Consider the following 16,280-nt stretch of genomic DNA (forward strand, 5'->3'; position numbering starts at 1 on the left):
GGTTTATACGGAATTTATAGAAAATGAAGCTCCGGCAACCAGAGCCTATGCAACAATCGTAAGATATAAATCATTGTATAGAAATCACTTCGCTAACAGATTTGATTCATTTTATATGTATCAAATAAGTGCAAACAGTATAAACGATTTTATAAACGAAAAAATGCAAAAATACAGTGATGAATATGTAAAAGGGCTTTACAAACTCTTGAAAGTTTTATTTGGATATGCCTATAAAAGAAAATATATGAAAAAAGATATTTTTGAAGAAGTTACCACACCGCCTGACCCACGCCACGTCGGAGAAATACGTTCATATACAAATGAAGAATTATTGCAAATGAGCAATAGACTGCAAAACACAAATGTTATTACTTCATTCTTTACTGCATTAAATACAGGACTTCGTGAAAGTGAAGTTTTCGGATTACAATGGAGTAATGTTGACTTTGAGAATAAGAAGATAGCCGTCAAAAAGCAGTTACTGTTTCAAGATAAAAAATGGTGTTTTTGCCCGCTGAAAACGAAAAATGCTTATCGTAGTGTAAATATAACGGATAGCTTTTGTACTTATTTAAAGAATTTGAAAGCACAGCAGGACGAAAATCGAGCTATTTATGGCGACGGATATAAGCGAAATTTTGTTACAGAAAGATTGATTAAGAACAAAGAAAACCTTATAGAAGTAACAGACTTTGTAAATGTTAAAACAAATGGCGAAATGCTTACAACCAATAGCATAAAATTCTTATCCCGAACAATAAGAGATGATTTAGGAATACAGTTTAAATTTCATAATTTGCGTCATACATATGCTACTATTCTTGCAGAGAGCGGAATAAGTCCGAGGTACGTTCAAGAAATGCTTGGACATTCAAAACTTGAATTTACACTGAAATATTACACTCACGTCACAGAAAAAATGGGAGCATTAGCAAGAAACACATTAGAATCATCAGTTACCTTTGACGCATTTAAATAAGTAGAAACTTAATTTTTAAGAGGGTACTTTATAATAGGTACTCTCTTTTTTATTGTTTAAATCGAAAAATTTGGGAACTCGCAATGTATAAATAAATTAAGTATAGAACCGCATAGGCGAGCAAAAAAATCATATTTTAAATTTTAACCTGATAGATTTATAAAAGTATAAATTAGATGGTGTTACATTATCAAAAAATATTTATATTATAAAGTTGAACCAAGTAAATAAAAATTTATACTCCAAGAATAACTTTTGCTATTTTGTTATATAATATAACAAAATAGCAAAAGTTATTGACATTTCATAAGGATGGTGATATAATATGAATATAATAGACTTAGGAGTGAGATGCATGTTTACTTATATAGAATTAAGCAATTTTAAATCTTTCGGCAACATACGATTTGATTTTCGAAAGAATAAAAAACAATATAAGAAATTTATCGCAATATACGGTGAAAATGGTAGTGGTAAGTCAAATTTTGTATCAGCTATAGAATTGCTTAGTCATACTGTCACGAGTTTTGTAAATATCAAACATATAAAGCAATTAAGAATGATGTTAGAAAAAGATGAAGCAAACAAAGAACTTTTAAGTGAAGATTGGTTTAAAAATATAGGTTTCTTAGACATTTCTCAAAATTTAAAAAATTGTAGGATGATAGACAATAATGATATATCAACTGTAACTTATGGTTTTTTAATTGATGAAGTAGAAGGATATTATACTTTTTCTTTTGATGATAAAACTATAGTAAGAGAAGAATTATATTATTTAAATAATAAGCAAAGAGGCAAGCTATTTACAATTGAAAATAAAGATAGCAATATTATTTCATATATTAGCCAATATTTGTTTAAGGACAAAAAATATGAAAATGATATAATGGAATTAAGTGAAATGTATTGGGGCAAACATAGTTTTTTGGCGCTTATATTGGGAGAAATAAAAGAAAAAAATAAGAAGTATATCGCAACCAATATATCAGAAAATTTGATAAAAGTTATTGATGGGTTTATGCAAATATTCATTTCATGCAAATCATCTCGATATCAAACAAGCATTACTGGTGGTTCTAATTTTAAATTTCGCGATTTTGAAAATGTAGACATTAAATTACAAAACGAAAAGCAAAAGAAAGAGTTAGAGTTAATCGAAAAGATTTTAAAAGATTTTTATACACAAGCATATACAGATATAATTGATATTTATTATGAGCAAGTTCCTACACCAGGAAATAATCAAATTGCAAGATACAAGCTTTATGGAAAAAAGATTATTGCTGGTAAAACACGTGTTATACCCTTCAGCCTTGAATCTGCCGGTACACAAAATGTTTTATCTGTACTTCGTGCAATATTAGAGGCTATAAATGGGCAAACAGTAGTTTATGATGAAATCGATAACGGCATTCATGATTTATTAATGAAAAATATTTTGATATCATTAAAAGATGAAATTACAGGACAGCTTATTATAACTACACATAATACTTTATTATTAGAAGAATTGGATTCAAAATCAGCATATGTTATTTATACCGATTTTGATGGCAATAAAGACGCACGTTGCTTTGATGATTATGATATAAGAATACAATCAACTAATAATGCAAGAAAACTTTATTTAAATGGAATTTTTGGAGGTATTCCATATAATTCAGAAATAGATTATTCAAAAATGCATATTGAAAAAAACAATTTGGAGGAATAGCGTGTGAAAAAATCTATGAAAAAACATATATCTCCAAATTATACTACAGCCATAGTTATTGTACATGGAGATTCGGAAGAACAAATTGTAAGACACATTAAAAGTAGTTTAAGATTAAATTTATATATCCATCGTCGAAAGACAAGTATACAGCTTAATGGATTAGTTCATGAACTCCAAACAAATTTCAAAGATATTAGACAATTGTCTAAAAATCCACATATAGAATTAAATATAAAGAAGAAAGAAATTTTAGGATTTAAGATTTTTACTATAGTAGATACAGATGATTGCACCCAAGAAGACAAAAAGTTATATATTAATAATAAATTATTTGAAGGATATAATTTAAAAGATTATGTTATTCCAATATATACCGCTCCCAAACTTGAACATGTTTTGTTCAAAAGCGGATTAATACCAAAAATATATAATGATAGTGAAAAAGTAAAAGAATATTGCAAAATATTCCCTATATCAAGAGAACCATATGGAGTTTCAAAAATTGATGATATGGAAAAGTTGTCTAATAAGTTAAGAGATAATTCAGATACTAATCTTGAAATATTTATTGATTATTGTATACAACAAGCTAAACAAAATAAAATTTCGGGGTTATATAATAATTTTAGATAGAATCAAAAAAACACAAAATTTTAATATAAATCATTCACAATCACTATCTGATAGTTATTGTGAATAAAATAGAATATAAAAAAGCGATTTCAATTTAATTATTGCAATCGCTTTTTTTATATAAAAGTAAAGTTAGAAGGTGAAAATATTGGCAGTATTTAAAATGGGGGTAACAGATTATGCAGTTTGATTATTTTTATGGTGATGAGGCAGAACAGTTTACGTTTTACAGAATACCGAAAGTGCTTATAACATCTCAACAATTAAAAAAAGTATCAGACAGTGCAAAATTGCTCTATGGTCTTATGCTGGACCGTATGGGGTTATCAATTCGTAACGGTTGGTTTGATGAGCAGAATCGTGCGTACATATTTTTTACGGTGAATGACATAATGGAGCAGATGAATTGCAAAACAGAAAAAGCAACCAAATTAGTTGCAGAACTTAAAGGGATTGGTTTGATTGAACGTGTTAAACAAGGACAAGGAAAGCCGTCGAAAATATATCTCAAAAAATTTATTAATTCTAATAATGATATTGAGAAATCAATAGTTTCGATAAACGAAAATCAGGACTTCGGAAAATCAAAAGTGCAGACTTTTGAAAATCGAAAGTTAAGAGTTTCGGAAGTCGAAAATGCAGACTTTCGACAGTCGAAATGTAATTATACTGATATAAATAATACTGATTTTAATAATATCAATTCTATCAATCAATCTGAAAAACTTTCACATCCCCCAACTGAAAGTTGGATTGAAAAATACAATAAAACAATTTCACAGATAAAATCGCAAATTTCATATGACAGTTTAATCCTTACTAATGACACGGGCATAATTGATGACATTGTTGAGGTTATGGCTGATGTTATGTTGTTGGATACTCCGTCTTATAAAATCGAAAAAAAAGAAATTCCATCAGAGATAGTACGGATACGGTATAAACAACTGACGTATGAAAAAATAGAAACTCTGTTACTGGATTTCAATAATATAAATTATAAAATTCACAGTAAAACATCATATTTAATATCATCATTATACAACATATCAAAAACCGCTGAAACGTCATTGACGAACAAAGTTAAGCACGATATGTGTGATTTATGTTGAAAGGAAGTGGTGCAGTATGGAGGACAAGCGTATGAATATCAGTCTGACAGATGATGATAGCAATAAAAGTGAAGAAATAAAGGCTGTTTCTCTATCGGAATTAAAACCATTTGTAGAACAGCCTTTTAAAGTGCTGATTGATGAAGATATGAACGAATTAGTTGAAAGCATACAACAACACGGCGTGTTGTCACCTATTATTGCAAGACCGCATAAAGACGGCGGATATGAAATTTTATCAGGTCACAGGCGAGCAAAAGCGTGTGAATTGGCAGGAATTAAAGAAGTGCCTGTAATTATTAAAAATATTGATGACGATACTGCAACAATCTTGCTTGTAGACAGTAATTTGCAACGTGAAAATATTTTACCGAGTGAGAAAGCATATGCTTATCAAATGAAGTTGGCAGCTATGAAACGTAAAGCCGGCAGACCAACCAAAGAAATTTATGTCCAAATTGGACATAATTTAGCCGAAAAAACTTCACGCGAAGAATTCTCAAAGGAAATCGGTGAAAGTCCTACGCAAGTACAACGATATATTCGTTTAACAAATTTGATTGACCCTATTCTTGATATGGTGGATAACAAACAAATCGCAATGAACGCAGCGGTAGAAATATCTTATCTCGGTTCCAAAGAACAGTTTGATGTGTTAAAAACAATAGAATCAGAAGAAACCTCCCCCACAATCGAACAAGCGAAAAAACTTCACCGATTTTCAACAGATGGACAATTGAATGATAGCGTCATCTTGTCTATTATGCAGGAACATAAAGCCAACAAAGTAAAAATCACATTAAAAGAGGACAGATTAAGAAAATATTTCCCCAAAGCATTTACGGTACAGCAGATGGAAGAAGTTATTGATAAATTACTTGCAAATTGGGCACGGAAACGAAATGAGCCTGAAAGATAATACAAAGAGAAAGGAATTTTTTATAATGCAAAACAGAAGAATTTTAACAGGAATAATGACATTTATACTACTTATGAGCTGCTCATTAAGCTCATATGCAATAACGACACAATTATTAAAGAACTATGATTCTTTAGGTGGCGGCGTTGTATATAGATACGACAAAGACACAAAAACGGTTACTATATCGAAAGAACTATCCGGCAACGGAGCAACGTCAAGGTATGCAGAGTCACCGTTTGAGGGTAGCGATATAGAAAGTGTTGTTATCAATAATGGTGTAAAAGAACTTACTATGAATTTATTTTGTAGAGCTAAAAAACTGAAAAGTGTTACTATTCCAAATTCGGTTACACTGATAGGACGAGGCACGTTTGAAGATTGCGAATCATTGACGAATATAAACATTCCTGACAGTGTAAAAAATATTGAGTATCAAGCATTCAAAGGTTGCACAAATTTAAAAAGTATAAAAATACCGTCAAACGTAGAAGAATTAGGGCAATATGTGTTTTATCAATGCAGTAAATTAGAAAGTGTGGTAATAGAAAACGGCACAAAACTTACTGTAATTCCTCACGGTGCATTTCAAGAATGTACAGAGTTAAGCAAAATATCTATCGCAAACGGAATAACAGATTTAAATGGTCGTGCGTTTGAAGATTGCAAATATTTAACCGACATAGCCTTACCCGATACGGTAATTAATATAAGTCAAAGTGCATTTCGTAATTGTGTTAGATTGAAAACAGTAAATTTATCACAAAATTTAGAGAATGTTGATGATAGTGCATTTCGTGGTTGTGTTGAACTTAGCGATATAAATATTCCGACTTCGCTGAAAACAATCGGAAATTATGCGTTTTCCGATTGCAAAAATTTATCAGATATAACAATTCCGGCTCAAACAGACAGCATAGGAACTGCGGCATTTAAAGATTGCGTCAATATATATGTTGACGAAAGCAATGATAATTTTATATGTGATGATTTGATTTTATATTCAACAGATAAGTCACGATTATTGCATTGTAGTACAAATTATTGCGAAGAATACAAAGCACCCGAAACTGTAACAGACATTGACGCTTATGCATTTTCAAGTTGCTCACTTCTAAAAAAAGTCGATTTATCAATATTAAAAATAAACCAACTTTCAGAAGGAATATTTAATAATTGCACATCATTAGAAAATGCTATTATTCCAAATGGAGTTGAAAAAATAAAATCGTATGCTTTTTATAATGCACAGAGCTTGGAATCTGTAATCATTCCTGAGTCCGTAACAAACATTGACATAAGGGTTTTTAACAATAACAATGTTTTGGGCAAATTTATAACCGATGATGAATCAAAAGTAAATATCGGCTCACTTAATGATAAAAATTCAATTATTTTTAATTGGAAAGCAGTAACACTTGGCAAAACAACAGATGTTGACGATACGTCAATTACCTTTTCGCTAAATGTTGATGAAACCAATCAGATAGATGAATTAAAATATGAGATAGGCGAATATGACAAACAATATTTTGCGTTAGGCGGACAGAGTGTAGAAAACAAAGAAATCAAAATACCACAAGGTACAGAAAAAGTATCCATTTACAGTAGAGATATTGCCGGAAATGAAACGGTAAATATATGTGATGTTCCTAATTTTGATTTACCGACAGCAGACGATATAACATATGGGCAAACATTAGGTGACAGTGAATTGACTGTATCGGGAGTTAATAGTATTGATGGCGTATGGGTATGGAAAGACCCCGATATTATGCCTGTTGCAGGTACAAATCCTTATACCGTGATATTTATACCTGAAGATACCCAAAATTATAATTCTATCACGGCAGAGATTTTCATCACTGTAAATAAAGCTGTTCCCGAATACACTATACCGACAGATTTAACGGCAGTATATTCTCCCAACCTAACACTTGCGGATATTGAATTGCCTGACGGCTGGACTTGGGTGGAAAGCAATACACCATTGTCAGCGTCTGAAAAAACTTATTCGGCGATATTCACTCCGTTAGATACAGAAAATTATAAAAGTATAACAGCAGATGTAACTGTTACAGTTAGCAAAGCCGTTCCCGAATATACTGTACCGACAGATTTAACATCTGTATATTCACCGAAACTTACACTTGCGGATATTGAATTGCCTGACGGATTTTCGTGGAATGAGCCTGACACAAAATTGTGTGTTCCCGGAGGTGAATATAAGGCTACATATACTCCCAACGATATTGATAACTACACAACCGTAGAATTGACTTTAAACGTAGAAATCAAAAAATATACACCGATTATTGGTGTTGATATTCAGTTACCGACAGCGAGTGATATAACATACGGGCAAAAGCTTGGTGACAGTGTATTAACACCGTCTGAAAATGATGTTATTGATGGTGAATGGTTATGGGAAGAAAGTGATGTTACACCGTCTGATGATGACAATTCGTATAATGCGATTTTTGTTGTTGATGATGAAAATTACGAAACTGTATATGTTGAAGTCCCTGTTAAGGTGAAAGAAACATCAAGCAATAAACCGTCAAATTCGGGAAGTTCGTCAAGTAAAGGACATTCCCATAAGCAAACAAGTATCGAAAACAAATCCGATAAAGTTGATGAGGTAACAAATAATGACGTTACAGATAATGTTGTAGCAGATAATGACGTTGCAATTACAGTTGCTGAGTATGATGTGCCGTATATTTCGGGATATGAAGATAATACATTTAGACCGAATGAAAAAATTACACGAGCAGAAGCAATAACCGCAATTGTAAGAGCAAAACAGTTTGCAATCAAAGAAAACGTAAAACCGTCGTTTTGGGATATACCAAGCCATTGGGCAAAAAGCTATATTGATACCGCAGCTGATTTAAAAATCGCAGACGGTTATGAGGATAAAATGTTCAAACCCGACAATTATATTACCCGTGCAGAATTTGCAAAAATAATTGCGGTGCTTATAGGCGAAAATGTTAAGAACAATTCCTCAACTTTTTCCGACACAAAAAATCATTGGGCTGAAAATTACATCGCATTATTATCCGCAAAAGAAATCATTAAAGGATATGACAATAATATGTACAAGCCTGATAAGCCAATTACTCGTGCAGAGGCTGTTACTATTATAAATAAAGCGGTATCAAGAAATTGCAAATCCGATATTAAAATTAATTTTACAGATGTTCAAAAAACACATTGGGCATATGATGAGATATTGAAAGCAGCCGGCAAGTAATGAATTGGAGTGAAAACTCCTTTTTTTATTGCCTAAATTGAGAAAGGTTGTGATGTTTATGGCGTCAAGCAGAAGTCCGGATATAAATTATAACGGCAGTGGCTATTTTGATGAAACTGCCCGTAATGCAATTATAAATGCTGACCGCAAACAACTAACCGAACGCAGAAAGCGTGTTATAAATAAATTTTATGAAATTGCGGCAGCCGAGGGATTCCGAATAGACAGCTATATCAAATTATCAGAGATTGGAGATGAGGAAATGTATAAAGACTGCTTTGCGAGAACTGAGCGGTGCAGTATTTTGAAAAAAATGATTTGTAAAAATAATGACTGCCCGTTTTATAAATCAAAGAAACAACACGAGGGGGATATTAAAAAATATCCCCAATTCAATCACATACAAAAAGAATCTGACGAAGATGATATGTGTGACAAACAGAAATCTTGAAAGGTAGCCTGCGATTATGATTACAGCAAGAATAAATTTTTTACAAAACAACATTACTGTCAATTTATCTCAAACACCTATCCGCTTACGCGATGATTTGCAGAATATAGGTGTACTTACTTCGCAGAATTTAATCTTACTTGATAATTCTCGTACTCTTAAAATTGAGTTGTACCCTAAAGATAGTTGCGGTAAATATATTTTAAGATTGATAGACAAAGAATCTGATACACTTGGTGCAGTCAACAAATTATGCTACTCTATCCGTTGTATGGACGCACGCGACAAGACGCGTTTTTTTTATAATCTTAAAAATGGTGATTACAATACAATATCAGACGCACAGCGGGACGCAGACAAAATGCGTGAACAACGCAAAATAAAAAACAGACAAAACAAAAAATACAGATAGCGAGGTAGATATTATGACCGATGAAACACAACGTATTTTTAATCTGTTACAGACCGCAACAAAAGCAATAGCCGACAGTAATGTATGGAGATATTTTCTAAAAACTGCTGCGTGGCATTTTAAATATTCGTTTAACGACCAAATACTTATCTTTACACAAAAGTCAACGGCAACGGCGTGTGCAAGTATGGACGATTGGGTAAACAAAACGAAAAGATGGGTAAATAAGAACGCGTCCCCTATCGCACTTGTGCGTGAAAACGGGAATCAATATTACCTTAAATATGTGTTTGATATTTCCGATACAAATAGTTTTGGTAATCGTGAAATAAATCTATGGCAATATGACAATCGCTATGAAAAAGCCGTTATAAATACACTTGAAAAATCTTTTGGCAAGTTAAAAGGTGCAACTACTGATATTGACGCTATAATTTGTGCTGCAAATAATGCTGTCAATGACAGAAAAAATGAGTATTTACGCGACCTAAAGTATGTAAAAGGCAATAGTTTTTTATCAGGACTTGATAATGTTAATCTTGATGTACGTTTTCGGCAAACAGCCGCAGCGTCAGTCGCATATATGATTATGCAACGTATGGGCTTACAACCCGAAAATACCTTTGACGGATATGATTTTCAATATATACGCGACTTTAATACAGTCGAAACAATGAATATCCTCGGTAATGCCGTGAGTACGATTTCGGAGGACATATTACGGAATATTTCAAGAACAATTCATTTTGAACGAAAAAAATTTGCTGAAAATGAAAACATCGTATATAATGAAAATAACAAAGAAAATAACATTGTTCAAGAAGAAAGGACTGATAAAAATGACAGGAGCAGTATCATACACGAAAATCGGGGATTACAGAATACCCAATTTGACAGTACCGACAAAAACATATCAGATAGGCAAATACGGAATGTTGAGGAGAACATATCTGAACGAACGCCGTCCGAATCTATACTCAATTTTAATGATGAAAGGCGAGCTTCTGAAACATTTGGAGGAGATAGACAAATCGACGACACAACAAGTACAGACGATAGTCAATCAGATGGCAAAAGCAGAGGGATTGACGGAGGAATTGAAAGCGACAGACCCGTTATTATGGACGAGCAGAATGAACAATATTCTCCATTCAGCGGAGGAAATCGTCTTATCCGAAATGGTGTACAACTAAGCATATTTGATATGCCACTCCCTACCGAGGAGGAACAAAAAGAATATATTATGAAAGCGGAGCAAGCAAGAAGCTCCGCTTTTTCTATGCCTCAACAAATTATTGATGAAATTTTGACAACAGGCAATAATGATGTGGACGGTATTATTAAAATATGTATTCAATACAGTAAAAATAAATCAGCCGCCGAAAATATAGATTTTCTGAAAAATGAATACGGTATAGGTGGCAAAGGATTTATTTTTGACGGTAACAAGGTATCTATATGGTGGAATGACGAGGGTATTCGTGTTGCATACGGGGAACGTGCAAACGGACGCGGTGAACTTCTACCGTGGGAACGCATTGATAAACGTATAGGTGAACTGTTGGAAATTGGAAGATTTGCACCACAAGAGAGCATTGACAAAATGGACGCGTTTGAACGAAAACAAGCAGCAGACAGTTTTTTTGAAATGTATCGGGATTTAAATGACGATACATACCCTGAGTTAAAATCACATTTTAATAAAGAATGGTTTGTCAACTCAGCTACTGATACAGGCAATAATATAGCAGAATTATTTAAGGAATCGGAAAATGTCGCATTTGCGGTTAAGGTTACAGAAACAATGACAAATCTATACGCAAATAATAAAGATATTATGCGTATTCATTGGTATTCGCCGAATAAAGTGCTACCGAGATTGAAAGATTTACAACTTGAACGCAGAAATTTTTTCGCAAATAATTATCAGCAGAACAATGCCGCACCATTTATAACAGAGGACGAAATTGATAATCTGCTTACACGCGGCAGTGGTTTTGCTATGGGAAAATGTAGAATTTATCTGTACTTCAAAGAGCATACAGACACTAAAGCACGCATTGCTTTCCTGAAGAACGAATATGGTACAGGTGGTTATGGCGGAGGAATATTCCGCGAATGGCACGACGCAAAAGGAATTGAGTTTAGTCGTGGTAATATAACTGCACCATATGCGAAGGTACATATCAAATGGAACGAAGCTGCAAAACGTATTGACAACCTTATAAAATCGGGCAGATATTTGACTGAACGCGAGGTTGCCGAGGATGTTCCAAAATATTTATCAGAACAGGAAACTTTACGAATACAAAATGAACGGCTAAAATTTCTTAGTGACACAAAAAATTTGACACCGTCAGAGCGACAGCAGAAACTAACAAAAAGTCTTGTATATTTTATAAATACGATTGATTATTCTGATAAACACAAGCTCAGTTTATTTGAAACATCTGAAACAGACGAAGTATCAGAAATGCAGATTTCTGATTTAATCTCCAATGCAGATACAAGACAACAGTTAATTGATGACTTGGAGCATATAAAATCATCTACGACAGATATTTCCGCACGCAATAATGCGAGTTGGATTGCAAATGACCTGAAAACCGCAAAATTTATAACCTTTACAAGAGTAGGAGATTTCTATGAGATTTACGGCAGCGAAGTCACAGAAGTTGCAAAGATTTTGGATATTGCGGTTACCCAAAAAGCAATGGACAACGAGCAAATTTTGATGACAGGTTTCCCCATTGCTACATCTCAAAAATATGCTCAAATATTAAACGCTAATGGATATTTTGTAAATATTTCAGAAAATGCTAAGGCAAAAGATGATGAACAACTTACTGATATTAAATCTGACAGTCCATCTGAAATCATAAATGAGCCGCCAGAACAAGCCGAGGACTATTCTGAATATATCGGCAAGGAAATCACCGTTGATGACCATAAATTTGTTGTTGATAATATTAATGCTGATTTTGGCAACGTCAGTTTGCGTGATATTTCGTTTCAGAATAGCACAGGTTTCCCTATATTTCGGAGCGAAAGCATTGAATGGCTGAAAAACATCATTCAAGAACAACCTCAAGAACAACCTCAAGAACAGACTCAAAAACAGACTGAATTACCGCCACCGAATATAACAAAACCTACACCTGTTCAAAATCAAGTTATATATCCTGAAATACCCGTATCAGAACGTCATAATTTTGTTATCACCGATAACGAACTCGGATATGGAACTCCAAGTGAGAAATATGCGGCGAATATTGCAGCTATACAAACATTGAAACAGGTTGAAAGCGAACACCGACTTGCCGACTCGAAAGAACAGGAAACACTATCACGTTATGTCGGTTGGGGCGGTCTTGCAAACTATTTTGAAGAAACGCACCCTAAATACAATGAATTAAAATCATTGCTTACCGATGACGAATATGAGCAAGCTCGTGCAAGCGTTCTAACTTCTCACTTCACTCCCACAGTAGTCATACGTTCAATGTATAAGGCTTTGGAAAATATGGGATTTCAAAATGGCAATATTTTAGAACCGTCGTGCGGCATAGGAAATTTTATGGGACTTATACCCGAAAACATTTCCGAAAGTAAAATTTACGGTATTGAGATAGATAGCATAACAGGCAGAATAGCACAACAGCTATATCAGAAAAACAGTATTGCAATCCAAGGTTTTGAAGATAGTACACTATCGGATAATTTCTTTGATATTGCTATCGGTAATGTTCCGTTCGGTAATTTTAAAGTTTTGGAAAAGAAATATGATAAGTATAATTTCTTAATTCATGACTTTTTCTTTGCTAAAACGTTGGACAAAGTTAGACCGGGCGGTATCGTTGCGTTCATAACATCAAGCGGCACAATGGATAAGCAAAATTCAAAGGTCAGAAAATACATAGCACAACGTGCCGAACTTGTCGGTGCAATACGCTTGCCAAACGATACTTTTAAGAAAAATGCAGGTACAGAAGTAACAGCGGATATTCTGTTTTTACAAAAACGCGATAAAATGATTGACATTGAGCCTGATTGGGTACATACCGGACTACACGAAACGGGACAACCGATAAATCAATATTTTATCGATAATCCCGATATGGTACTCGGTGAATTAGTCGAAGAAAGCGGTCCATATGGTATGCAGTTAAACTGTAAGCCACGCAATAACGCAAACCTTGATGAATTACTTGATAAAGCAATACAGAATATTCACGCTAAAATTACAGAATATACAATTGATGATATTGACGATATTTCAGCTAATGAAAGCATATCAATCCCCGCCGACCCTGCCGTTAAGAATTTCAGCTATACCATAGTAGACGGTGATGTATATTTTCGTGAAAACAGCGTGATGAACAAAGTAGAATTGAATGATACTGCTAAAAATCGCGTAAAGGGTATGGTTGAAATCCGTGATTGTGTTCGTGATTTAATCGAATATCAAACAAACGATTTCCCTGATTATGAAATCAAAAAACAACAAGAAAAACTTAATAATCTGTATGATAATTTCACAAAGAAATACGGAATTATCAATTCACGAGGTAACAGTAGTGCATTTTCATCAGACAGTAGCTATTTTCTTCTTTGTTCATTGGAAATATTGGACGATGACGGAAATCTGAAACGCAAAGCAGATATGTTCACAAAGCGTACCATAGGAGCAAAAAAAGAAATTACACACGTTGATACGGCAAGTGAAGCATTGGCAGTATCTATCAGTGAAAAAGCAAAAATTGATATGGAGTTTATGACTTCACTTACCGACAAGACTGAGCAGGAATTGTTTGATGACTTAAACGGTATCATATTTCGTAATCCGTTATACGACGCTGAAAACGAACAGTATTTTCCCAAATACCTTACGGCAGATGAGTATTTATCAGGCAATGTTCGTGAGAAATTGCGTATTGCACAGGAACACGCAAAAACAGACAGTAATTTTAATATCAATGTTAAAGCATTAACCGATATACAACCCAAAGACATTAGTGCCAGCGAAATCACAGTAAGAATCGGTACTACTTGGATACCCGCAGAATACATCAAGCAATTCACATTTGAATTAATTAATCCATCATCATATGCGAGAGATAATATCGATATTCAGTATTCAAAATTGACAGGCGTTTGGAATGTATCGGGAAAATCTTGCGATAGGGGCAATATCAAAGTAAATAAAACATACGGCACTAATCGTATTAATGCACTTAAAATTATTGAGGACACGCTAAATCTAAGAGATGTCCGCGTTTTTGATTATAAAGAAAATGAGGATGGCAAACGCATAGCTGTACTAAACACCAAAGAAACAACCATAGCACAACAGAAACAAGAGGCTATAAAAGCCGCATTTGATAATTGGATATGGAAAGACCCAGAAAGACGAAATACACTTGTAAAGATGTATAACGAGAAGTTTAACAGTATCCGCACACGCGAGTATGATGGAAGTCATATCACATTCAACGGTATGAATCCCGAAATACAATTACGTCCACATCAAAAAAATGCGGTTGCACGAATTATGTACGGTGGTAATGCCCTATTGGGACACGTTGTAGGTGCCGGTAAGACTTGGACAATGGCAGCCGCAGCGATGGAACTAAAGCGAATTGGTCTTTGTAATAAATCACTTTTCGTTGTGCCTAATCACTTAATTGAACAATGGGCAAGCGAATTTTTACAGTTGTATCCTGCTGCGAATATTCTTGTCGCCACAAAAAAGGATTTTGAGAAAAAAAACCGTAAGAAGTTTTGTGGCAGAATTGCAACAGGTGATTATGACGCTATCATAATGGGGCACTCTCAGTTTGAAAAAATTCCTATGTCGATAGAAAGACAAAAACAGATACTTAACCAACAATTACGAGCAATTATGGACGGTATAGTTGAAGCCAAAGAGCACGACGCAGAACGATTTACCATAAAACAAATGGAACGTACAAAGAAAAATATTAAAACAAAAATTGATAAACTCAACAAGCAAGACCGCAAGGACGATGTTGTTACGTTTGAAGAATTGGGCGTTGACAGATTATTTGTAGATGAGGCTCACAATTACAAGAATTTATTTCTTGTTACAAAAATGCGTAATGTCGGCGGTATAGCACAGACCGACGCTCAAAAATCCAGTGATATGTTTATGAAATGTCAATACCTTGACGAACTCAAAGGCGGCAAAATATTTGCCACAGGTACGCCAATAAGCAATTCAATGGTTGAATTATATACAATGCAACGGTATTTGCAATACGATATGCTAAAAAAACACAATTTAGAACATTTTGACGCGTGGGCGTCTACATACGGCGAAACAGTCACTGCTATTGAACTGTCCCCCGAGGGCTATACTTTAGTAAGACGATAAATAATGCGTTCCTAAATTGAAAATAGGATATCAAAATCGGTTTTGGAACTTCAAGAATTTTTTTGATTTTCTTGAAAAACAGTTCCGCTTTGTACCCCTATTTTCTCCTATTAGTAGAGGGAGTAATACTTTTAATACTAAACAGATTACATAAGGAAAGGAGGTTAAGAGAATGTCAAGGACTTCAAAGATTACAGCACTTTATGAGCGTTTATCAAGAGATGATGACCTTAATGGTGAGTCAAATTCAATAACCAACCAAAAACAATACTTGGAAGATTACGCCCGAAGAAATGGCTTTACGAATATCCGCCATTTTACTGACGATGGTTTTTCGGGTGTGAATTTCAATCGTCCGAGTTTTCAGGAGTTGATTAAGGAAGTAGAAGCAGGAAATG

11 protein-coding genes are annotated in these 16,280 nt (G+C 33.9%); all 11 read left to right on the forward strand.

The window, feature by feature from the left end; translation table 11 throughout:
- Positions 1–982 (forward strand): tyrosine-type recombinase/integrase (locus ACLTU0_RS06380; RefSeq protein ID WP_412321692.1); only part of this gene is annotated, 982 nt, incomplete at its 5' end.
- Between the two features lie 355 nt (positions 983–1,337).
- On the forward strand, positions 1,338–2,699 hold the full coding sequence (locus ACLTU0_RS06385) for an AAA family ATPase (protein ID WP_412321693.1): 1,362 nt from the start codon (positions 1,338–1,340) through the stop codon (positions 2,697–2,699).
- 3 nt (positions 2,700–2,702) lie between these two features.
- Complete coding sequence (locus ACLTU0_RS06390; RefSeq protein WP_412321694.1) at positions 2,703–3,335, forward strand: hypothetical protein; 633 nt, start codon at positions 2,703–2,705, stop codon at positions 3,333–3,335.
- A 179-nt stretch (positions 3,336–3,514) separates the two neighbouring features.
- Positions 3,515–4,447: a replication initiator protein A gene (locus ACLTU0_RS06395; RefSeq protein WP_412321695.1), complete on the forward strand. Its 933-nt coding sequence runs from the start codon at positions 3,515–3,517 to the stop codon at positions 4,445–4,447.
- 31 nt (positions 4,448–4,478) lie between these two features.
- Complete coding sequence (locus ACLTU0_RS06400; RefSeq protein ID WP_412321696.1) at positions 4,479–5,366, forward strand: ParB/RepB/Spo0J family partition protein; 888 nt, start codon at positions 4,479–4,481, stop codon at positions 5,364–5,366.
- Positions 5,350–8,625 carry a leucine-rich repeat protein gene (locus tag ACLTU0_RS06405; RefSeq protein ID WP_412321697.1) on the forward strand — a complete coding sequence of 1,092 codons (3,276 nt, stop codon included), beginning with the start codon at positions 5,350–5,352 and terminating at the stop codon, positions 8,623–8,625. The genes ACLTU0_RS06400 and ACLTU0_RS06405 overlap by 17 nt, the downstream gene beginning before the upstream one ends.
- Positions 8,626–8,683: 58 nt before the next feature.
- Positions 8,684–9,076 (forward strand): hypothetical protein, encoded by a 393-nt coding sequence (locus tag ACLTU0_RS06410; protein ID WP_412321698.1) that lies wholly within the window; start codon positions 8,684–8,686, stop codon positions 9,074–9,076.
- A 16-nt stretch (positions 9,077–9,092) separates the two neighbouring features.
- Complete coding sequence (locus ACLTU0_RS06415; protein WP_412321699.1) at positions 9,093–9,488, forward strand: hypothetical protein; 396 nt, start codon at positions 9,093–9,095, stop codon at positions 9,486–9,488.
- A gap of 839 nt (positions 9,489–10,327) precedes the next feature.
- Positions 10,328–10,681 (forward strand): TnpV protein, encoded by a 354-nt coding sequence (locus ACLTU0_RS06420; protein WP_412321700.1) that lies wholly within the window; start codon positions 10,328–10,330, stop codon positions 10,679–10,681.
- Positions 10,682–11,961: 1,280 nt separating this feature from the next.
- Complete coding sequence (locus ACLTU0_RS06425; protein WP_412321701.1) at positions 11,962–15,882, forward strand: DEAD/DEAH box helicase family protein; 3,921 nt, start codon at positions 11,962–11,964, stop codon at positions 15,880–15,882.
- Positions 15,883–16,054: 172 nt separating this feature from the next.
- A partial coding sequence (locus tag ACLTU0_RS06430; protein ID WP_299123463.1) for a recombinase family protein occupies positions 16,055–16,280 on the forward strand: 226 nt, incomplete at its 3' end.

Origin of the sequence: Hominilimicola sp., from assembly GCF_046972485.1 — a bacterium.
GTDB classification, from domain to species: domain Bacteria; phylum Bacillota; class Clostridia; order UBA1381; family UBA1381; genus Hominilimicola; species Hominilimicola fabiformis.